Consider the following 20,054-nt stretch of genomic DNA (forward strand, 5'->3'; position numbering starts at 1 on the left):
CTGGAAGTAGAGTCATGATTCTGGTATTCCGCTATTGAAATTGCACTAAGTATTACTTAGTATTTATGCCTGTAATTTGAACAAAATCATATATAAAGGAAAATGTATGAGTAGAGATCAGGACATGCATCCAGCCGATATAATTGCCATGCTACACAAGCGTAAGCTGTCACTTTCAGCACTTTCACGCCAGGCAGGTTTAAGCTCCTCAACTCTAGCGAATGCTCTATCGAAACCATGGCCAAAGGGAGAAAAGATCATTGCCGAGGCGCTAGAAAGGGATGCGGCAACAATCTGGCCTAGCCGGTATTATGATGAGCTAGGTAACTATATAGACCGAACCAGACTGATGAGAGCTAAACGTTAGTCCTCACCTACCTGAATCCAGTCTGTTCGCCAGTTCCATTCCGGTGTTATGGTTATAAGCCAAATTCATCGGAATGGCGTAACAATGGCAACAATCACCACTCCCAGGCTGACGCTCTCCCCTTTTGAGCCCTCTGACTGGCCCTTTTTCCGCGCGCTGCGAGAAGCGCCCGAGATCATGCGTTATATGGCCGCTATCGCCCCGGAAACCGAGACCCGACGCCAGTTTGCCGCCCGACTTACCACCCCGCACACCTTTGTGATCCGCGCGCACGATGACGCTACCCCGCTGGGGGATATTGGGCTGCAAATCAGCTCCCGCTACCGCGAAGAGGCGGATATTGGTTATACCGTGATTCCGGCCGCACAGGGCCGGGGGATTGCCAGCGAAGCGCTGCGCGCCGTGTGTGAATACGCGTTTATCCAGGTGGGCGTAAAGGCGGTGAACGCTTATGTGCTGGGGGAGAATGGCGGTTCGGTGCGGGTATTAGAGAAAGCGGGATTTGTACGTACCCAGGTGCTGGAGCAGGCGTATGAGATCAATGGCGTACGGTATGACGACTGGGTGTACCGGCTGGAGAGTGGTGCGGCCTGAGTGCCGGGCGGCACTGCGTTTGCCCGGCCTACCAAAACCGTAGGCCCGGTAAGCGTAGCGCCACCGGGCAACAAACTACTTCAACGACCCTTTCAGGAACTGCTGCAAGCGTGGGCTCTTCGGATTACCTAACACCTCATCCGGATGCCCCTGCTCTTCGATCTTGCCCTGATGCAGGAAAATAACATGATTGGAGACGTTACGGGCGAAGCCCATCTCGTGCGTCACCACCACCATGGTTTTCCCCTCTTCGGCGAGCTGCTGCATAATGCGCAGCACTTCACCCACAAGCTCGGGATCGAGCGCAGAGGTCGGTTCGTCAAACAGCAGCACTTCCGGCTCCATCGCCAGCGCACGGGCGATAGAGACACGCTGCTGCTGACCGCCGGAGAGATGCACCGGGTATTTCATCTGCTGGCGCTCGTCGATACCCACTTTCGCCAGGTATTTCTCCGCGCGGGCACGGGCTTCCTGCTTGCTTAACCCCAGCACCTGCACCGGGGCTTCCATCACGTTCTCCAGCACCGTCATGTGGCTCCAGAGGTTGAAGTGCTGGAATACCATCGTCAGACGGGTACGCAGCAGACGCAGCTGGTGCTTGTCCGCCACCTTCAGCTGGCCGTCTTTGTCCTGCACCAGATTGATGTTCTCACCGCTCACCACAATAGAGCCGGCACTCGGTTTTTCGAGGAAGTTAATGCAGCGCAGGAAGGTACTTTTACCCGAGCCTGAGGAGCCGATAATACTGATCACATCGCCCGCATTTGCCTGCAGCGACACCCCTTTCAGCACTTCATGTTCGCCGTAGCGTTTGTGCAAATCGATAACGTTTAATTTGTTCTCAGCCATCTTAATTCTCAGTGCGTCGAAGAAGGTTTTATGTGCTGCAACCAGCGTTTTTCCGCTTTGCGGAACAGGCTAATCAGAACGTAAGAAATAATTAAATAGAGCACTGCCGCGATCCCGAAGGCGGTAAACGGCTGATAGGTCGCCGAGTTAATGTCGCGGGCAATCTTCAGCAGATCCGGCACGGTGGCGGTAAAGGCCAGCGCGGTGGAGTGCAGCATCAGAATCACTTCGTTGCTGTAGGCAGGCAGCGCAATACGCAGCGCCGACGGCAGAATAATGCAGCGGTAGAGCTTCACGGAAGAGAAGCCATACGCCCTTGCGGCTTCAATTTCACCGTAGGGCACAGAGCGGATCGCACCGGCGAAAATCTCGGTGGTGTAGGCGCAGGTATTGAGCGTTAACGCCAGCACGGTACAGTTCAGCCCGCTGCGGAAGAACGCGTTCAGCATCTCAGTGCCTTTCACGATCTCCAGCGTGTACATCCCGGAGTAGAACACCAGCAGCTGCACGTACAGCGGCGTACCGCGGAACACATAGGTAAACAGCCAGATGGGGAAGCGAATGTATTTATTGTTCGACACGCGGCCAATGGCGAGGAAGATCGCCAGAATCCCGCCCATCACCACAGAAGAAATCAGCAGCCAGAGGGTGATCGCCACGCCGGTAAAGCGGTATCCGTCGGTCCACAGCAGGGATTTCCAGTATTCCTGAATAATTTCGATCACAGGTCAGCCCTCTTCACACCCACGGAATAGCGACGTTCGAGCAGCAGCAGCACGCCGTTGGAGACGGTGGTAAACACCAGGTAAATCACCCCGCAGACAATCGCGAAGTAGAACGGCTCCCAGGTGCTTTTGCCTGCCAGCTGCGTGGCTTTCACCACGTCTTCCAGTCCCAGTAATGAGACCAGCGCCGTCGCTTTGAGGATAACCTGCCAGTTGTTGCCGATGCCCGGCAGCGCAAAGCGCATCATGGCCGGAAACATAATGCGGCGAAACGTCTGTGAGGAGGTAAAACCAAAGGCCGTGGCCGCTTCGATATGCCCTTTCGGCACGGAGAGATAGGCCCCGCGGAAGGTTTCGGTGAAATAGGCCCCGTAGATAAAGCCCAGGGTGATGATACCGGCCACCATCGGATCGATATCAATCTGCGCCATACCAATGGCATCGGTGATGCCATTGAGGGCGATCTGCAGTCCATAGAAAATGAGCAGCATCAGCACCAGGTCAGGAACACCGCGGATAAGGGTGGTATAACCCTCAAACAGCAGCGCCAACGCCCGATTCGCTGAAAGCTTCGCGCCCGCGCCGGCAAGGCCTATTAACACTGCCAGCACCACCGAACTGAGAGCCAGTTCAAGGGTGACCAATGCGCCTTGTAAAATTACGCCAGAAAATCCGTACAGCATACCGCCTGCCCTGTCGTGAGTGGTGTAGCCGTGTCTTTTCCCCTCCCGGAGCGGGAGGGGCCGCACGTTATTGAGTGGAGTAATTAACCACCGTAGACATCAAAGTCGAAGTATTTCTTCGCCAGTTTTTCGTAAGTACCGTCTGCGCGCATTTCAGCAAAGGCTTTGTTCAGCGCTTCACGCAGCTCGTTATCTTCTTTGCGCAGCCCCATGCCGGTGCCTACGCCGAAGAGTTTCTCGTCCTTAATGGACGGACCGCCGAACTTGTAATCTTTACCAACCGGCTGTTTCAGGAAGCCTTCGCTGGCAGCGACTTCATCCTGGAAGGCGGCGTCGATACGGCCCGCAGTCAGGTCAGCATAGATATTTTCCTGGCCCTGATAAGAGACGATTTCGATTCCTTTCGGCGCCCAGTGCTCGTTACCAAAGGTCTCCTGGGTGGTGCCCTGCAGCACGCCCACACGTTTACCTTTCAGTGACTCCAGTGTCGGCTGGATATCAGAAGATTTCGCTACCACCAGACGAGAGTCCGCTGCATAGAGCTTGTCGGTGAAGGCAATCTCCTGCTGGCGTTTTTCGGTGATAGAGAGAGAAGACATAATGGCGTCGATTTTTTTCGCTTTCAGCGAAGGGATCAGCGCATCCAGTGGGTTTTCAACGAAGGTACACTCTGTTTTGATACGTTTGCACAGCTCTTTTGCCAAATCGATATCAAATCCTACCAGTTCACCCTGCGCATTCTTCGATTCGAAGGGGGCATAAGTCGGGTCAGTACCAATTCGAACTTTTTGCGGAATTGCTGCGAATGCCGCAGTAGCGCTGGAAAAGGCCAGAGCCAGAGAAAGTGACAAAACCAGTTTTTTCATATCTATCCTCAACAGACTGTCTTCTTACGGGATTTTAACGCCGACGGGGTGCCTTTAATGTGCCACTAATCGCCGCGGCAAGGCAAAAGATTATGCGCGGCAGGCGCGAAAAAGTGCATCGCGAGTGCTTAACTATTCACTTTGTGACCAACGCGGCGCAGGACTTGCACCATCATGGTTCGCAAAGGCCATTGTCGCACCATAACGGGGTTCCATTATGGTGCGCACCCGTCAGTTTCGGTTAATCGCCGTAAACGTTGAAGTCGAAGTATTTCTTCGCCAGTTTGTCGTAGGTTCCGTCTTTACGCAGTTCAGTAAAGGCTTTATCAAACGCCGCTTTCAGCTCAGCATCGTCCTTACGCAGACCGATCCCGGTGCCGTCACCGAAGTATTTTTTGTCTTTGACGGAAGGACCCGCAAAGGCAAACTCTTTACCCGCAGGCTGTTTCAGGAAGCCTTCGCTGGCGGCAACTTCATCCTGGAATGCGGCATCCAGACGCCCTGCGGCCAGGTCAGAATAGATCAGATCCTGGTTCTGGTATGCCACCACGTCCACGCCCTTCTCACGCCAGTTGGCATTGGCGAAACCTTCCTGGGTTGAGCCCTGCAGCACGCCAACGTGCTTGCCTTTCAGCGAGTCAATGGTCGGCTGGATAGGGGATCCTTTGGCGGCAATCAGACGTGAGTCCGCAGCGTAGAGCTTCTCAGAGAAGGCGATCTCCTGCTGACGCTTCTCGGTGATTGAGAGCGAGGAGATGATCGCGTCAATCTTCTTGGCTTTCAGGGAGGGGATCAGCGCGTCGAAGTCGCTGCCCACCCAGGTGCATTTCACGGACATGCGTTTGCACATCTCATTTCCCAGGTCGATATCAAACCCGACGAAATCCCCCTTCGCATCTTTCGATGAGAATGGCGCATAGGTAGCGTCTGTACCGATACGTACGTTCTGAGGGAGCGCCGCAAAGCTGCTTGCCGCTGCACTTAATCCCACCAGCAAAGACAGAGCCAAAACCGTCTTCTTCATACATTACCCTCAAGTGTCGTGATTTTCTTATGTAATAGATTGTGTTGTGTGTTGTTGCAGGCGATCTCTTGCAGGTCTTATGCCACATTGCGTTCATAGCAAAATTACGGCGTTAAATATGTTAACGAAAGGTTGCAGGATTGCCTTAATGGTGAAAGATAGCAGGTCTGCCAAACGAACCGCAGTGGCGGGAAGGGAAAAAAGGAATTAAATGTTGAGGATATGATCGCTGTTGCAGAATTGCCCTGAAACAGGGCACGTTGCGCCGATCTGCCCCCGGACAGGACATCTTTTCCGTCAGGCGCCCTGCCAGCGGGTAAAGAGATCGTCCGGAAGGTCAATGTCGAACTGGTCGATAACCCGGTTCACGGTTTGATTGATCACGTCATCAAGCGATTGCGGGCGGTGATAAAACGCCGGCACCGGGGGCATAATCACCGCGCCCAGTTCCGCCGCCTGGGTCATCAGACGCAGGTGGCCCAGATGAAGCGGGGTTTCGCGTACGCACAGCACCAGCGGACGGCGCTCTTTCAGCACCACGTCGGCCGCGCGGGTCACCAGCGTATCGGTATAGCTGTTGACGATACCCGAGAGGGTTTTGATGGAACAGGGCAGGATCACCATGCCCGCGGTTTTAAACGATCCGGAGGAGATGCTGGCGGCGATATCGCGCGCATCGTGTATCACGTCGGCTAACGCCTGAACGTCACGCAGGGAATAATCGGTTTCCAGAGAGAGGGTCTGACGCGCGGCCTGGCTCATCACCAGATGGGTTTCAACCTCGGCGACGTCGCGCAATACCTGCAGCAAACGGACACCGTAAATCGCGCCGCTGGCCCCTGAGATCCCTACTATTAATCGTTTCATGATGTTCGCCCTTGCTGTTACAGGGCTGACTGTGCAGGATTTTGGCGGGAGTTGCAAGCGAGGGCGGACGCCCTCGCCTGTTATAGCGATTAACCTTCGTTGTGCATCTCTAAGCTTTCGAGATCGTTCGCCAGCTGCACGGCTTTCGCATCGTCGTTGCGCAGCGAATCGAGGTAATCCAGGTATTTCTGATCGACGTCTTTGGTCACGTAGATACCGTTAAACACCGAGCACTCAAACTGCTGAATGTCTGGATTCTCGGCACGCACCGCGTCAATCAGATCGTTCAGATCCTGGAAAATCAGGCCGTCGGCACCGATGATCTGGCGGATCTCGTCCACTTCACGACCGTGGGCAATGAGCTCGTTGGCGGTCGGCATGTCGATACCGTAGACGTTCGGGAAGCGAATTTCCGGTGCCGCAGAGGCCAGATAGACCTTCTTCGCACCCGCTTCACGGGCCATCTCGATAATCTGCTCAGAGGTGGTGCCACGCACGATAGAGTCATCCACCAGCAGCACGTTCTTGTCGCGGAATTCAGCGCGGTTGGCGTTCAGCTTGCGGCGCACCGATTTACGGCGCAGCTGCTGGCCCGGCATGATAAAGGTGCGGCCAACGTAGCGGTTCTTCACGAAGCCCTGACGGTACGGTTTACCCAGAATACGCGCCATCTCCAGTGCGATATCGCAGGAGGTTTCCGGAATTGGGATCACAACGTCGATATCCAGGTCTTCCCACTCGCGGGCAATCTTCTCGCCGAGCTTGGTGCCCATGTTGACGCGGGCGCTGTAGACGGAGATTTTGTCGATGAAGGAGTCCGGACGGGCAAAGTAGACGTATTCGAACAGGCACGGATTGCTGACCGGGTTCTCTGCACACTGACGGGTAAACAGCTGGCCTTTTTCGGTGATGTACACCGCTTCGCCAGGTGCGACGTCACGCAGGAACTCAAAGCCCAGGGTATCCAGCGCCACGCTTTCAGACGCCACCATATACTCGGTGCGGCCGTCGCCAATATCGCGCTTGCCCAGCACCAGCGGGCGAATGCCGTTCGGGTCGCGGAAGGCGACCATACCGTGGCCGATAATCATCGCTACGCAGGCATAGGCACCGCGAATCAGACGGTTAGTGGCAGCCACGGCAGCAAAAATGTTGTCTGCTTCCAGCGGATAGTGACGGAAGTTGTCCAGCTCGCTGGCAAAGATGTTGAGCAGGATTTCAGAATCAGAGGTGGTGTTAATGTGACGACGCTTCTCTTCAAACAGCTTCTTACGCAACTCGTGAGCGTTGGTCAGGTTGCCGTTGTGGGCAAGCGTGATGCCATACGGCGAGTTAACGTAGAACGGCTGGGCTTCAGAGGCGCTGGAACTGCCAGCAGTCGGGTAACGAACGTGACCAATACCCATGTTGCCCTGAAGACGCTGCATATGGCGGGCTTCAAACACATCGTTTACCAGGCCATTGGCCTTACGTAAACGGAAGCAGTTGTGTGCATCAATGGTGATGATACCCGCAGCATCCTGCCCACGGTGCTGAAGCACCGATAATGCGTCATAAATAGACTGGTTTACCGGCATGAAACCGGCGATACCGACAATACCGCACATTCGTCATTTCCTCGTTAAGCCACATCTCAGGGTTTATGCCCTGGGCAAAAAACTCGACGAGCTTTGCAGATAGTCAAAGAACCATCTGATGATGAAGCTGAACTGCGGGATAAGCTGCGATTTCTGCCAGTCTTCACTCTTTGAGAACCCGGTAAAGGTATCAAGGAAGAAGAGTATGGCGGCGACAATCAGCGCGCCTCGCAACGCTCCGAAGCAGATCCCCAACACCTTGTCCGTTCCTGACAACCCGGTTTTCTCAACCAGCTGGCCAATCACGTAGTTAACAATGGCGCCGACAATCAGCGTCGCGATAAACAGCACCGCGATGGCAATCCCATTTCGAACCAGTTCATCTTCAAAGCCCGTGAACCAGACAGACAGGTAAGTGTAGTAATGACTGGCAACAAAGAAGGCACAGCCCCAGGTTACCAGCGATAACGCTTCACGAACAAAGCCACGGATCAGGCTAACCAGACAGGAAAAACCTATCACCGCAATGATGGCGTAATCAATCCAGACCATATGTGTCCCACGATCAAACGCCCTGTCATCCAGTTCGGGGCGAATTCTAACAGAAAAAGAAAACGTTTGCGTAGGGATTTCCTTCCCGCGCGTAAATAAAAAAAGCGCTGAAAAAATATTCAGCGCCGTGGGCAGTTTGCGCCTCTGCGGACGTCTGCCTCCCCCTCACCCCGGCCCTCTCCCTCAAGGGAGAGGGGGGAATTCATCCCCTCGCCCCTCCGGGGAGAGGGTCAGGGTGAGGGGAAAATACTTACATCAATTCACGCTGTAGTTCATCACTACGCCGCTCAGACCCGAGAGCTGATTAAGCTCCCCAAGCGACCCTTTCAGCTTGTCTCTCGACGCATCCGGGCCCACGAGAATACGGGTGATTTTACCCTGTACCGGCGTGGAAGGTGAAGTGTAAACGCGATACCCCGCGCCACGAAGCTTAGCCACTACCTCGTTGACCTTATCGGCATTTTTGAGTGCCCCAAGCTGCACAACATAGGCTTTGCCGGTTGGAGCAGGCTTCTCTTCAGCGGCCGGTTTGGCCGGTGGGGTTTCTGTGGCCGCCGCCAGCTGCTGGCTGGTGTTATCGCGCTGCGGTTTCGGCTGCGGCTTCTCAGCCGGTTTCGGTTTTTGCACCGGTTTCGGCGCGTACTGCTCTACCGGTGCCGCAACAGGGTCCAGCTCGTTATTATTCCCGGTAGCCAGACGCGACGGATCTAAGGATGGGGCCGCGGCATCGCCCGCCCGCACCTCTTCGGCGGCACCTTCAGGTGGCTGCGCTGGCAGAGCCTGCGTCGCCGCCGGCAGCATATCCGGCTCATCCCGGTCGCCGGGTTTCGGTACCAGCGGGATCGCCGCGAACTCATCCTGGTAATGTTTTTTCTGTCCATCAAGCAGCCCGGGGAGAATAATCACCCCCAGCGCCACCAGCACAATGGTGCCTGCTAAACGGTTCTGAAACTTACTTGCCACCGGTTCTCCCCGCATCCATTACGTCCATGACATGTGCCACCGTGTGGAATGAACCACACACCAGCACGGTATCTTCTGGGCTGGCGTCTGCCATTGCCGCACGCCATGCCAGCTCCACGCTTGCAAAGCTTTTGCCCCCGCCGAGATGTTCCATCAGCTGTTCGGCAGTCGCCCCGCGTGGGCCTTCCAGAGGTGCACAATACCAGCTATCGACAACACTCTCCATGCAGGCCAGCGTGCCGCCAATATCTTTATCATGAAGCATACCGATAACCGCCAGCACGCGCCCGGTTTTTGGCAATGATTTGAGACGTCCCGCGAGATACGCCGCGGCATGAGGATTATGCGCCACATCCAGAATCAGACGTGGTGATTCGCTGACTATCTGGAAGCGCCCGGCCAGAATCGCATTCTGAATACCGTCACGCATCGCCTGCTCGCTCACCGCCAGACCGCTGGCGCGCAGCGCGGCCAGCGCCGTCGCGGCATTCGGCTGCGGTACCTGGGGCAGCGGCAGGTTCTCCAGCGCGCCCACGGCATCTTCAAAGCGCCAGTTGCTTTCCGTCACGCTGTAGCGCCAGTCCACGTCGCGACGCTTAAGCAGCGCCCCTTTCTCCTGCGCCACATCGGCGATGGTGTGCGGCATATCGGGTTCGCCGACGATCGCCGGTTTGCCTGGGCGGAAGATACCGGCTTTTTCACGGCCAATGCTTTCGCGATCGGGCCCCAGCCAGTCGGTATGATCCAGCGCGATGCTGGTGACCACCGCCACATCCGGGTCGACGATATTGGTGGCATCCAGACGCCCGCCCAGGCCGACTTCGAGGATCACCACGTCGAGCTGCGCCTGCTTAAACAGCCACAGCGCGGACAGCGTGCCATATTCAAAATAGGTCAGGGAAATCTCGCCGCGCGCGGCTTCGATTTCGGCAAAAGCGGCGGTGTGCGCCGATTCCGCCAGCTCCGTGTTCTGCACCCGCACGCGTTCGGTATAGCGCACCAGATGCGGCGAGCTGTAGACCCCCACTTTGTACCCTGCCGCCATCAGCATGGCTTCCAGGGTGCGGCAGGTGGTGCCTTTGCCGTTGGTGCCCGCCACGGTGAAAACAAAGGGAGCCGGTTTCAGAACATCAAGGCGCGCCGCTACCTGGCTTACGCGCTCAAGTCCCATGTCGATGGTTTTACTGTGCAGGTTTTCCAGATAAGAAAGCCACGCGGCCAGGGGCGACGTGGCTTGGGGAAGAGTGATATTTTCCATGATGCGCGCTTTTCAGTTACGGTTAGAAAGCAAAAGGGCAGCGCCACTGGCCCTGCCCTTTTCAGTTATCAGGCCTCGGGTTCCTGATCCGGTACGACCACGCCTTCGCGCGGCTCATCCGGGCTCGGCGACGGCAGATTCATCAGCTTCGCCAGAACGCTGGCCAGTTTCAGGCGCATTTCCGGACGGCGGACGATCATGTCGATAGCGCCTTTCTCGATAAGGAACTCACTGCGCTGGAAGCCCGGCGGCAGCTTTTCACGTACCGTTTGTTCGATTACGCGCGGGCCGGCAAAGCCGATCAGCGCTTTCGGTTCAGCGATGTTCAGATCGCCCAGCATCGCGAAACTTGCCGATACGCCGCCCATGGTCGGGTCGGTCAGTACGGAGATGTAGGGCAGACCGCGCTCCTGCATTTTCGCCAGCGCTGCGGAGGTTTTGCCATCTGCATCAGCGACATCAGCGCTTCCTGCATACGTGCACCACCGGACGCGGAGAAGCAGATCAGCGGACAGTTGTCTTCCAGCGCCTGCTCAACGGCACGCACGAAGCGCGCGCCCACTACGGAACCCATTGAGCCGCCCATAAAGGAGAACTCAAACGCCGCTGCGACAACCGGCATCTCGTGCAGAGTGCCTTTCATCACGACCAGAGCGTCTTTCTCGCCGGTCTCTTTCTGTGCAGAGGCCAGACGGTCTTTGTATTTTTTGGAGTCACGGAACTTCAGCACATCTTTCGGCTCAAGCTCGCTGCCCAGTTCAACCAGAGAACCTTCATCCAGCAGGCTATGCAGGCGATTACGCGCCGACATACGCATGTGGTGATCGCACTTCGGACAAACTTCCAGATTACGCTCCAGCTCGGCGCGGTACAGAACCTGGCCACAGCTGTCACATTTGGTCCACACCCCTTCAGGAATACTCGCTTTGCGGGTTGGGGTGATATTGCTTTTAATTCGTTCAATCCAGCTCATTGATAACCTTTCTGCCTGAACCAGGTTTGCTGCAAGGGGCGCATAATGCCATTTTTGCCCCCGACAGACCATGAATGTTGCACATTAAAACATAACAGCCCGAAACTTTGGATAAAAAAGTGGTCGAACCGCAGTCGTGCTTTTATTTTGCTTGTTTTGCCGCCGCGCGTCGGTGACGAATCACTTCGATGACGCCTGGCAGAATCGAAACCACAATAATCCCTACGATCAGCAGCTTAAGGTTTTCCTGGATCATAGGAATGGTGCCGAAGAAATAGCCCGCGTAGGTAAAGCTCAGCACCCATAACAGCGCACCGGTGACGTTATAGAGCGCAAACTGACGGTACGACATGTGGCCCATACCCGCAACAAAGGGGGCAAAGGTTCTGACGATGGGCACAAAACGGGCGAGAATAATCGTTTTGCCGCCGTGTTTCTCATAAAACGCATGGGTTTTATCGAGATAGCTGCGACGGAAAATCTTCGAATCCGGGTTACTGAACAACCGATCGCCAAAAAGCCGACCTATAGTGTAGTTCACCGCATCGCCAAGGATCGCGGCGATAAGCATCAGCACGACCATCAGATGAACGTTGAGATCGTTGGTTTCCAGCGATGCCAGCGCCCCCGCCACGAACAGCAGCGAATCGCCCGGTAAGAACGGCGTCACCACCAGACCGGTTTCACAAAACAGGATCAGGAACAGAATGGCATACACCCAGACGCCATAATCAGCGACCAGCTCTGCCAGGTGAACATCAATATGCAGAATGAAATCAATCAGAAAGCGAATAAAATCCATATTGTCTAAACCTTAATTGCCACGGCTATCAGTCCGCTAAAAACAGCGGGCCCATTGGCGGTTTCGGAAGGTCAAATCGATCCGGGTAATCCACCGAGACCAGATACAGCCCTTCCGCTTTCGCCGTTGCTGCCGCCAGCGTTCTGTCCTTCGCTGCCAGCAACTCTGCAATCCAGCTCTCCGGCTGGTGTCCGGCGCCTACTTCCATCAGGCTGCCTGTAATATTCCTGACCATATGATGAACAAAAGCGTTCGCTTTGATATCCACCACCACATACGCGCCATGACGGCTGACGTTAATGTGCATCACGTTGCGCCAAGGGGTACGCGACTGGCACTGGACGGCACGAAAAGAGGTGAAGTCGTTCTCGCCAATCAGCGCCTGCGCCGCACGGTGCATGCGATCGGCATCCAGCGGTTCGTAAAAATGGGTGACGCCCTGGCCCAACACTGCCGGACGAAGACGCTGGTTATAGATGATGTAGCGGTAACGGCGCGCGGTGGCGCTGAAACGCGCATGAAAATCATCCGGCACATTTTTGACCCACCGTACCGCGATGTCACCAGGCAAATTCGCATTTACCCCTAACGTCCAGGCCGCGTCTTTACGCACCGCGGTGGTTTCAAAGTGAACCACCTGCCCCGTACCGTGCACACCGGCGTCGGTCCGCCCCGCACACAGGACATTGATGGGTTCATTCGCGACCTGAGAGAGCGCCTTCTCCAGCTTCTCCTGGACGCTGCGCACCTCGTTCTGACGCTGCCAGCCATAGTATTTACTGCCATCGTACTCAATCCCGAGAGCAATTCTATGGACCGGCTTTTGTTCCACTTCAGACATCAGTACAGATACTCCTGCACCAGTTTCTCAGCGATTTTCACCGCCATCAGCGCGCCGCCGAAACGCACGTTATCGGCTACCGACCAGAACTGAACCTGCTCCGGCATGCCGTAATCGTTGCGCACGCAGCCAACTGAGAGGCGGGCATTGCCCGTGGCGTCGCCCACCTGGGTCGGGAACTCGCGCTCTTCGGAGAGCTCAATATCTTCGCCACGGCCAAAGGCGTCACGCGCCTCTTCCGCCGCCAGCGGGCGCATGGCTTCAAAGCTCACCATCTGGGCATGGCCGTAGAACACCGGCGACTGCACGCAGTTGGCGGAGATCATCAGCCCTTCGTCCTGCAGGATCTTACGCACTTCATCGACGATACGGCGCTCTTCGCGCACGCTGCCTTCGCGATCCGGCAGCAGGGGCAGCATGTTGAAGGCCAGCTGACGGCCAAAGAAGTCATCTTCGTCCACCGGGATACCGTTCAGCAGCTTCGCGCTCTGTCCGGCAAGGGCATCCACCGCTTTTTTACCGTGGGCGGAGACCGACAGCAGGCTGGTGACGGTGATGCGGGATAAACCGCCTTCGTCGATCAGCGGCTTCAGAGCGGTTAACAGCTGGCTGGTCAGGCTGTCCGGTACGGCGATGATGTTACGGTTGCGGTAGTCAGCCAGCACGAACGGATTGACGTCCGGCACGACCAGCGGTACGTCCGGCTCAAGGGCAAACAGGCCGCTTAAATCGATGACCAGACAGCCGGCGTTGGTGGCGTCTTCAATATAGGCCGCGGAGGCTTCAGCCCCGGCCGCGAAAAAGGCCAGCTGCGCCTGGGTCCAGTCGAACTCAGCCGCGTCCTGAACGCGTACCGATTTGCCCTCATAACGCAGATGCTCGCCTGCGCTCTCGTTACGCGCCAGGGCATAGATGTCGCCCACCGGGAACTGACGCTCAGCAAGGGTTTCGAGCAGGGCTTCGCCCACGGCGCCCGTTGCGCCCAGTATGGCAATGTTCCAGCCTTCAGACATGGTGGTTTACTCCAGAAATAAAAAAGCGTCCCCGGCGGAGTATCCGCCAGGGAGCATTAAGAAGACATTAACGAACCGGGTGGTGAACGGCGTTGAAACCCAGCTTATGCAGCAGCGATGCCGCAGCAGGGTCATCACACATCACATACAGGGAAGACCATTCGCGGCGCTCAACGTAATGCTTACGCAGCTTGTCAAATTCACCCGGCGTACCCGCTACTTTTCGCAGCAGCGCGTCATCGCGGCGCACATCATACACTAAATGCACCAGCCTTTTCAGCGTTCCCTGATCCAGCGTGCCGTGCAGGGTGATGCGACCAAAATCCGGGGTTGGCAGCAGCGTGTCCAGCGCTACCTGCTGGGATTTGCCAATAAAGGTGCTGTACGCCTCGAACACCTGGGTAGTACCGCGGGCTTTGCCTTCGAGGGTGTAGCCCGCAATGTGCGCGGTGCCGATATCCACTTTATCCAGCAGGGCCACGTTGAGATCCGGCTCCGGCTCCCACACGTCCAGCACCACGCTGAGATCCTGCCCGGCTTCCAGGCGCTGCAGCAACGCCGCGTTGTCCACCACCGGACCACGGCAGGCATTAATCAGAATGGTGCCCGGCTTCAGGCGGCTAATCAGCGCGTCATCTGCCAGATGGTGCGATTTATACGGCCCGTCCTTAAACAGCGGCGTATGGAAGGTGAGCACGTCACACTCGGCCACCAGCTCATCCAGGCTGCGGAAATCCCCTTCATCACCACGGTCAGCGCGGGGCGGATCGCACAGCAGCGTGCGAATACCTAACGCCTCAAGGCGTTTTTGCAGTCGGCTGCCCACGTTACCCACGCCGACAATGCCTACGGTCCGGCTGGTGAGGGTAAAGCCGTCGCGCTCGGCCAGCATCAGCAGGGATGAGAAAACATACTCCACGACGGCAATAGCGTTACAGCCCGGCGCGGCGGAAAAGCCAATCCCGGCCTGCTTCAGCCACGCGTCATCCACATGATCGGTTCCTGCGGTTGCCGTGCCGACAAACTTCACACCTTTGCCAGACAGCAGCGCCTCATTCACTTTGGTCACCGAGCGCACCATCAGGGCGTCGGCATCATCCAGCTCGGCGAGCGGAATGGGGCGTCCGGGAACGGCCTTAACCTCACCCAGGCGGCTAAAGAGCTCGCGGGCGTAAGGCATATTTTCATCAACGAGGATTTTCACGTCTGAGTACCTGTTTGAGAGGAAGTTATCCGGTCAAGTGTGCCATAATCTGGCCGCCAGGCATATACGTAAACCTGGTTAACGATGAGTAACGAATTTAAGGATTTTTTGCCGATGCAGCCCATTTCAGGTACGCCGCCACAACCTCCGGGTGATGGCCCGCGTCCATCCCACGTCGCGGGTGAACAGCCCCTCTCCACACAGCAACGCACTGTACTGGAACGTCTGATCACCCGGCTGATTGCCCTGACGTCGCAGCAGAATGCGGAAGTGTGGGCCGGAGTCAAACACGATCTGGGAATGAAGAGTGATGCGCCCATGCTGTCGCGCCACTTCCCTGCTGCAGAGCAAAACCTCAACCAGCGCCTGAATACTGCCCAGCAAAATCACACCACCCGCCAGATGGTCTCCCAGCTGACGGAGCTGCTGAATCTGGGTAATAACCGTCAGGCGGCCAGCGATTTTATTCGCCAGCAGTATGGCCAGACGGCCCTGAACCAGCTGACGCCCGAGCAGCTCAAAACGGTACTGACGCTGCTGCAAAATAACCAGCTTGCGATCCCGCAGCCGCAGCAGCGCCCGGCAACGGAACGCCCGTTGCTGCCGGCGGAGCACAACACGCTGAAGCAGATGGTGACCAAACTTGCCGCCGCCACGGGCGAGCCAACCAAACTGATCTGGCAGTCGATGCTGGAGCTGTCGGGAGTAAAGGCGGGAGAGTTGATACCGGCCAGGCAGTTTACCCATCTTGCCACCTGGCTGCAGGCGCGCCAGACGCTGAGCACCCAGAGCGCACCAACCCTGCACACCCTGCAGGCCGCGCTGAAACAGCCGCTTGAACCCCAGGAGTGGGACAACATTCAGGATTATGCCCGGCAGACCTGGCAGGCGACGCCGCAGACGGTGCTGACCACCGCCCAGGTTCAGGATCTGCTCAATGAGATCTTCACCCGCCGCAGCGAGCGGGAGAGTGGCACGCTGGAAGTACGTAATATCCAGCCGATCTACAACCCACTGTTTGCCCCGGTGGTCGAGACCTTCAAATCCCTGTCAGCCCGACCTGGCCTGATGCTGGTCGCCCTGCTGGTAGCAATGGCGCTAATCTGGCTGGTGATTTAAAACAAAAAAGGGAGCCATCAGGCTCCCTTTTGACATCCGGCGCAGTCATTACGCTTTCAGCTTACGCATTACCAGCGTGGCGTTGGTGCCGCCGAAACCGAAGCTGTTAGACATCACGGTATTCAGTTCACGCTCGGTTGTCGCGGTAACGATGTTCAGGCCAGCAGCCTGCTCATCCAGCTCTTCAACGTTGATGCTTGGGGCGATGAAGCCGTGTTCCAGCATCAGCAGGGAGTAGATAGCTTCCTGCACGCCAGCCGCACCCAGAGAGTGACCGGTCATGGCTTTGGTTGCAGAGATAGCCGGGCTGTTGTCGCCGAACACTTCGCGGATTGCACCCAGCTCTTTCACGTCGCCTACCGGAGTAGAAGTACCGTGGGAGTTCAGGTAGTCAATTGGCGTATCCAGGCCGTGCATGGCCATTTTCATGCAACGCACAGCGCCTTCACCTGATGGTGCAACCATGTCTGCGCCATCGGACGTTGCGCCGTAGCCTACGATCTCAGCGTAGATGTGCGCGCCACGGGCCAGAGCGTGCTCCAGCTCTTCAACCACAACCATACCGCCGCCGCCAGCGATTACGAAACCGTCACGGTTTGCGTCGTAGGTACGGGAGGCTTTTTCCGGACATTCGTTGTATTTGGTGGACAGTGCGCCCATCGCGTCGAACTCACAGGCCATTTCCCAGCCCAGCTCTTCACCGCCGCCAGCAAATACGATGTCCTGTTTACCCAGTTGGATCTGCTCAACCGCGTTACCGATACAGTGTGCAGATGTCGCACAGGCGGAGCTGATGGAGTAGTTTACGCCGTGGATTTTGAACGGGGTCGCCAGGCACGCGGAAACCGCTGAACCCATGGCTTTGGTCACAACGTATGGACCGACCGCTTTCAGGCCGCGTGGGCTACGCATGGCGTCAGCACCGAATACCTGGGCTTTAGACGAGCCGCCGGAACCGGCAATCAGACCCACACGTGGGTTGTTCTGGTAAACGTCTTCACTCAGGCCAGCGTCAGCAATCGCTTCCTGCATGGAGAGATAGGCGTAGATGGAGGCATCGTTCATGAAACGGACCACTTTGCGATCGATCATGCCCGTGGTGTCCAGTTTTACATTACCCCAAACGTGGCTACGCATGCCGGAATCTTTAAACTCTTCAGAGAAGGTGATCCCGGAGCGTCCTTCACGCAGAGATGCCAGGACTTCCTGCTGGTTATTACCGATGCTGGAAACGATGCCCAAGCCAGTAATCACTGCACGTTTCATTCAATACCTCTGTAAGTCGCACTATTTTAAGTTTCGAGTCGCACAATAGCGTACACTTGTACGCCGAACAAGTCCGATCAGCCAATTTCTGCGGAAATTTGCACCATCAGACGCACATCGTTAAGATCGCGGCACAGCCTGTCAGACGAGTAACTTACGTGAAACAAAACGCCATACAACCTGCCAACCTCGAATTCAACGCTGAGGGTACACCTGTTTCCCGAGATTTTGATGATGTCTACTTCTCTAATGATAACGGACTGGAAGAGACACGTTATGTTTTCCTCGATGGAAACCAGCTGAATTCCCGTTTTCCGCTGCATCCCCGCGATCTGTTTGTGGTGGCCGAGAGCGGATTTGGCACCGGGCTGAACTTTCTCACCCTCTGGCAAGCCTTCGATCGCTTCCGTGCAGCTCACCCTGACGCTACGCTGCAAAGGTTACATTTCATCAGTTTCGAGAAATTTCCGCTGGCCGCCGACGATCTGCGTCTGGCGCACCAGCACTGGCCGGAACTGGCGCCCTGGGCGGAACAGCTCCAGGCCCAGTGGCCGCTGCCCGTCGCGGGCTGCCATCGTCTGCTGCTGGACGGCGGGCGCGTCACGCTTGATATCTGGCTCGGTGATATCAATGAGCTCACCGACCGGCTGGATGACTCCCTGAATCAGCAGGTCGATGCCTGGTTCCTCGACGGCTTTGCCCCGTCCAAAAATCCGGATATGTGGAACGCGCAGCTGTTTGCTGCCATGGCTCGTCTGGTCCGGCCGGGCGGGACGCTCGCCACCTTTACCTGCGCCGGCTTTGTCCGTCGCGGCCTGCAGGAGGCGGGCTTCAGGGTGCAAAAAACCAAAGGCTTTGGCCGCAAGCGCGAAATGCTCATCGGGGTGATGGAGCAGGATCTCCCCTCCCCTGCCCGCACGCCGTGGTTTGCCCGTACGGCCAGCGACGGGCGCGAAACCGCCGTCGTGGGCGGTGGCATCGCCAGCGCCCTGCTGTCGCTGGCGCTGTTACGCCGTGGCTGGCAGGTGACGCTCTACTGCGCCGACGATGCCCCGGCGGCGGGTGCCTCCGGCAATCGCCAGGGGGCGCTCTATCCATTGTTGAGCGCACATGATGCCGCGCTGAGCCAGTTTTTCCCGGCGGCGTTCACCTTCGCCCGCCGTCTGTACGATGCCCTGCCGGTAGACTTTGATCATGCCTGGTGCGGCGTCACCCAGCTGGGCTGGGATGAGAAGAGCCAGAAAAAAATAGACCAGATGCTGGCCCTGGGCCTGCCGGAGCAGATCGCGGTGGCGGTGGATGCCGGACAGGTGCAAAAAAGCATCGGCGTGCCCACCGGCTGCGGCGGGATCCAGTATCCGCTCGGCGGCTGGCTGTGTCCGGCCCAGCTCACCGCGGCGGTGATTACCCTGGCGCAGACCCTCGGCCTGCAGGTGCACTATGGCCGTCGGGTGAAATCACTGGAGCAGGCCGACACCCGGTGGATGCTGGAGTTTGCCGAGGGTGAGCGGGCGCAGCATGGCAGCGTGGTGCTGGCGAACGGACACGGCATCAGCCAGTTCAGCCAGACCGCCCAGCTGCCGGTTTACCCGGTGGGCGGCCAGGTGAGCCATATTCCGGCGGCTGAACAGCTGAGCCAGCTGCGTCAGGTGCTCTGCTACGACGGGTATCTGACCCCGCAAAACCCGGCTAACGGTCAGCACTGCATCGGCGCAAGCTATCATCGCGGGCAGACCGAACCGCAGTACAGCGAAGAGGATCAGCAGAATAATCGCCAGCGTCTGATCGACTGTTTGCCGCAGGCGGCCTGGACGCGTGAAGTGGATGTCAGCGCCGGTGAGGCGCGAAACGGTATTCGCTGTGCCACCCGCGATCACCTGCCGATGACCGGTGCGGTGCCGGATTATGACGCCACCCTGGCGGCGTATCAGGATCTCGCTAATAACAAAGAGCAGGCGGTCAGCGCCCCGGAGTTTCGTAATCTGTTCGTGCTTGGCGGGCTGGGTTCACGCGGGCTCTGCACGGCCCCGCTGACGGCGGAAGTGCTTGCTGCGCAGATGAGCAACGAGCCGATCCCGCTGGACAGCCACACGCTGGCGGCGCTCAATCCGAACCGGTTATGGGTAAGGAAGTTGTTGAAGGGGAAAATGGTCAAATAGGTGCGGGCTGGGCCCCTCACCCTGACCCTCTCCCCATAGGGGAGAGGGAATAATTCGTGCGGAATATCACCTATGCGTTTACGCTGGCTTTCTGAAACAACGTATCCCACATCCCCAGCACCAGAGACTGGTCGCGCGGAGAGAGTTCGCCCGCCAGAATGGCTTTTTCCAGGCTACGTGACACTTCAGCGTGCACCGCGTCCGGAGAGTGGTCGTCACCGGCTTCCAGTTCGGCGACGGCGAGCGTCAGGTGACCACGCAGATAACCGCTGGCAAACAGTTCATCGTCACTGGCGTGCTCCACCATGTCATCAATTAATGCCAGAATGCGTGATTCAAATTCTGCGATCAT

Annotated in this window: 20 protein-coding genes and 1 pseudogene; 4 read left to right on the forward strand and 17 right to left on the reverse strand. The window is 57.1% G+C overall.

The window, feature by feature from the left end; all coding sequences use genetic code 11:
- The first annotated feature begins 106 nt into the window (after positions 1 to 106).
- Positions 107 to 367: a helix-turn-helix transcriptional regulator gene (locus tag K5I40_RS03315; protein ID WP_223073706.1), complete on the forward strand. Its 261-nt coding sequence runs from the start codon at positions 107 to 109 to the stop codon at positions 365 to 367.
- 84 nt (positions 368 to 451) lie between these two features.
- Entirely contained in the window at positions 452 to 961 is a 510-nt protein-coding gene (locus tag K5I40_RS03320; RefSeq protein WP_223073705.1) for a GNAT family N-acetyltransferase, read from the forward strand.
- Positions 962 to 1,036: 75 nt separating this feature from the next.
- Here K5I40_RS03320 and hisP read toward each other — a convergent pair whose 3' ends face one another.
- The 15 genes and pseudogenes from hisP to pdxB form a co-directional block, all read right to left on the reverse strand.
- Positions 1,037 to 1,810 carry a histidine ABC transporter ATP-binding protein HisP gene (gene hisP, locus K5I40_RS03325; protein WP_039030957.1) on the reverse strand — a complete coding sequence of 258 codons (774 nt, stop codon included), beginning with the start codon at positions 1,808 to 1,810 and terminating at the stop codon, positions 1,037 to 1,039.
- A gap of 8 nt (positions 1,811 to 1,818) precedes the next feature.
- Positions 1,819 to 2,535, reverse strand: a complete 717-nt coding sequence (locus K5I40_RS03330) for an ABC transporter permease (RefSeq protein WP_039030956.1) — start codon at positions 2,533 to 2,535, stop codon at positions 1,819 to 1,821.
- Complete coding sequence (locus tag K5I40_RS03335; protein WP_223073704.1) at positions 2,532 to 3,218, reverse strand: histidine ABC transporter permease HisQ; 687 nt, start codon at positions 3,216 to 3,218, stop codon at positions 2,532 to 2,534. The genes K5I40_RS03330 and K5I40_RS03335 overlap by 4 nt, the downstream gene beginning before the upstream one ends.
- A gap of 83 nt (positions 3,219 to 3,301) precedes the next feature.
- A complete protein-coding gene (hisJ, locus tag K5I40_RS03340; protein WP_032612831.1) occupies positions 3,302 to 4,084 on the reverse strand; it encodes a histidine ABC transporter substrate-binding protein HisJ in 783 nt (260 codons plus the stop codon).
- A 241-nt stretch (positions 4,085 to 4,325) separates the two neighbouring features.
- Positions 4,326 to 5,108, reverse strand: coding sequence for a lysine/arginine/ornithine ABC transporter substrate-binding protein ArgT (argT, locus tag K5I40_RS03345; protein WP_039030953.1), 783 nt, complete (start codon positions 5,106 to 5,108; stop codon positions 4,326 to 4,328).
- A 297-nt stretch (positions 5,109 to 5,405) separates the two neighbouring features.
- Positions 5,406 to 5,975, reverse strand: a complete 570-nt coding sequence (locus K5I40_RS03350; protein WP_039030952.1) for a UbiX family flavin prenyltransferase — start codon at positions 5,973 to 5,975, stop codon at positions 5,406 to 5,408.
- Between the two features lie 89 nt (positions 5,976 to 6,064).
- Positions 6,065 to 7,582 carry an amidophosphoribosyltransferase gene (gene purF, locus K5I40_RS03355; protein ID WP_039030951.1) on the reverse strand — a complete coding sequence of 506 codons (1,518 nt, stop codon included), beginning with the start codon at positions 7,580 to 7,582 and terminating at the stop codon, positions 6,065 to 6,067.
- A gap of 33 nt (positions 7,583 to 7,615) precedes the next feature.
- A complete protein-coding gene (cvpA, locus tag K5I40_RS03360) occupies positions 7,616 to 8,104 on the reverse strand; it encodes a colicin V production protein (RefSeq protein ID WP_223073703.1) in 489 nt (162 codons plus the stop codon).
- Positions 8,105 to 8,359: 255 nt separating this feature from the next.
- On the reverse strand, positions 8,360 to 9,067 hold the full coding sequence (gene dedD / locus K5I40_RS03365) for a cell division protein DedD (RefSeq protein ID WP_138369850.1): 708 nt from the start codon (positions 9,065 to 9,067) through the stop codon (positions 8,360 to 8,362).
- A complete protein-coding gene (gene folC / locus K5I40_RS03370; RefSeq protein WP_223073702.1) occupies positions 9,057 to 10,325 on the reverse strand; it encodes a bifunctional tetrahydrofolate synthase/dihydrofolate synthase in 1,269 nt (422 codons plus the stop codon). Before folC ends, dedD begins: the two co-directional genes overlap by 11 nt.
- 68 nt (positions 10,326 to 10,393) lie before the next feature.
- Positions 10,394 to 11,298: pseudogene (accD, locus tag K5I40_RS03375) on the reverse strand (acetyl-CoA carboxylase, carboxyltransferase subunit beta).
- 142 nt (positions 11,299 to 11,440) lie between these two features.
- Positions 11,441 to 12,100: a DedA family protein gene (locus K5I40_RS03380; RefSeq protein WP_039030947.1), complete on the reverse strand. Its 660-nt coding sequence runs from the start codon at positions 12,098 to 12,100 to the stop codon at positions 11,441 to 11,443.
- Positions 12,101 to 12,128: 28 nt separating this feature from the next.
- Positions 12,129 to 12,941 (reverse strand): tRNA pseudouridine(38-40) synthase TruA, encoded by an 813-nt coding sequence (gene truA / locus K5I40_RS03385; RefSeq protein WP_138369848.1) that lies wholly within the window; start codon positions 12,939 to 12,941, stop codon positions 12,129 to 12,131.
- Complete coding sequence (locus K5I40_RS03390; RefSeq protein WP_138369847.1) at positions 12,941 to 13,954, reverse strand: aspartate-semialdehyde dehydrogenase; 1,014 nt, start codon at positions 13,952 to 13,954, stop codon at positions 12,941 to 12,943. The genes truA and K5I40_RS03390 overlap by 1 nt, the downstream gene beginning before the upstream one ends.
- Before the next feature lie 67 nt (positions 13,955 to 14,021).
- Positions 14,022 to 15,158 (reverse strand): 4-phosphoerythronate dehydrogenase PdxB, encoded by a 1,137-nt coding sequence (gene pdxB / locus K5I40_RS03395; protein WP_039030944.1) that lies wholly within the window; start codon positions 15,156 to 15,158, stop codon positions 14,022 to 14,024.
- A gap of 114 nt (positions 15,159 to 15,272) precedes the next feature.
- Here pdxB and flk point away from each other — a divergent pair, with 114 nt between their 5' ends.
- Complete coding sequence (flk, locus tag K5I40_RS03400) at positions 15,273 to 16,277, forward strand: flagella biosynthesis regulator Flk (RefSeq protein WP_223073701.1); 1,005 nt, start codon at positions 15,273 to 15,275, stop codon at positions 16,275 to 16,277.
- Positions 16,278 to 16,325: 48 nt separating this feature from the next.
- Here flk and fabB read toward each other — a convergent pair whose 3' ends face one another.
- Complete coding sequence (gene fabB, locus K5I40_RS03405) at positions 16,326 to 17,543, reverse strand: beta-ketoacyl-ACP synthase I (protein ID WP_039030943.1); 1,218 nt, start codon at positions 17,541 to 17,543, stop codon at positions 16,326 to 16,328.
- A 158-nt stretch (positions 17,544 to 17,701) separates the two neighbouring features.
- Between fabB and mnmC the strand changes: the two genes are divergently transcribed.
- Complete coding sequence (gene mnmC, locus K5I40_RS03410; RefSeq protein ID WP_223073700.1) at positions 17,702 to 19,702, forward strand: bifunctional tRNA (5-methylaminomethyl-2-thiouridine)(34)-methyltransferase MnmD/FAD-dependent 5-carboxymethylaminomethyl-2-thiouridine(34) oxidoreductase MnmC; 2,001 nt, start codon at positions 17,702 to 17,704, stop codon at positions 19,700 to 19,702.
- A gap of 70 nt (positions 19,703 to 19,772) precedes the next feature.
- Here mnmC and K5I40_RS03415 read toward each other — a convergent pair whose 3' ends face one another.
- Positions 19,773 to 20,054 (reverse strand): YfcL family protein, encoded by a 282-nt coding sequence (locus tag K5I40_RS03415; protein WP_039030941.1) that lies wholly within the window; start codon positions 20,052 to 20,054, stop codon positions 19,773 to 19,775.

Origin of the sequence: Leclercia sp. LTM14 (genome assembly GCF_023736175.1) — a bacterium.
Lineage (GTDB): Bacteria > Pseudomonadota > Gammaproteobacteria > Enterobacterales > Enterobacteriaceae > Enterobacter > Enterobacter barmai.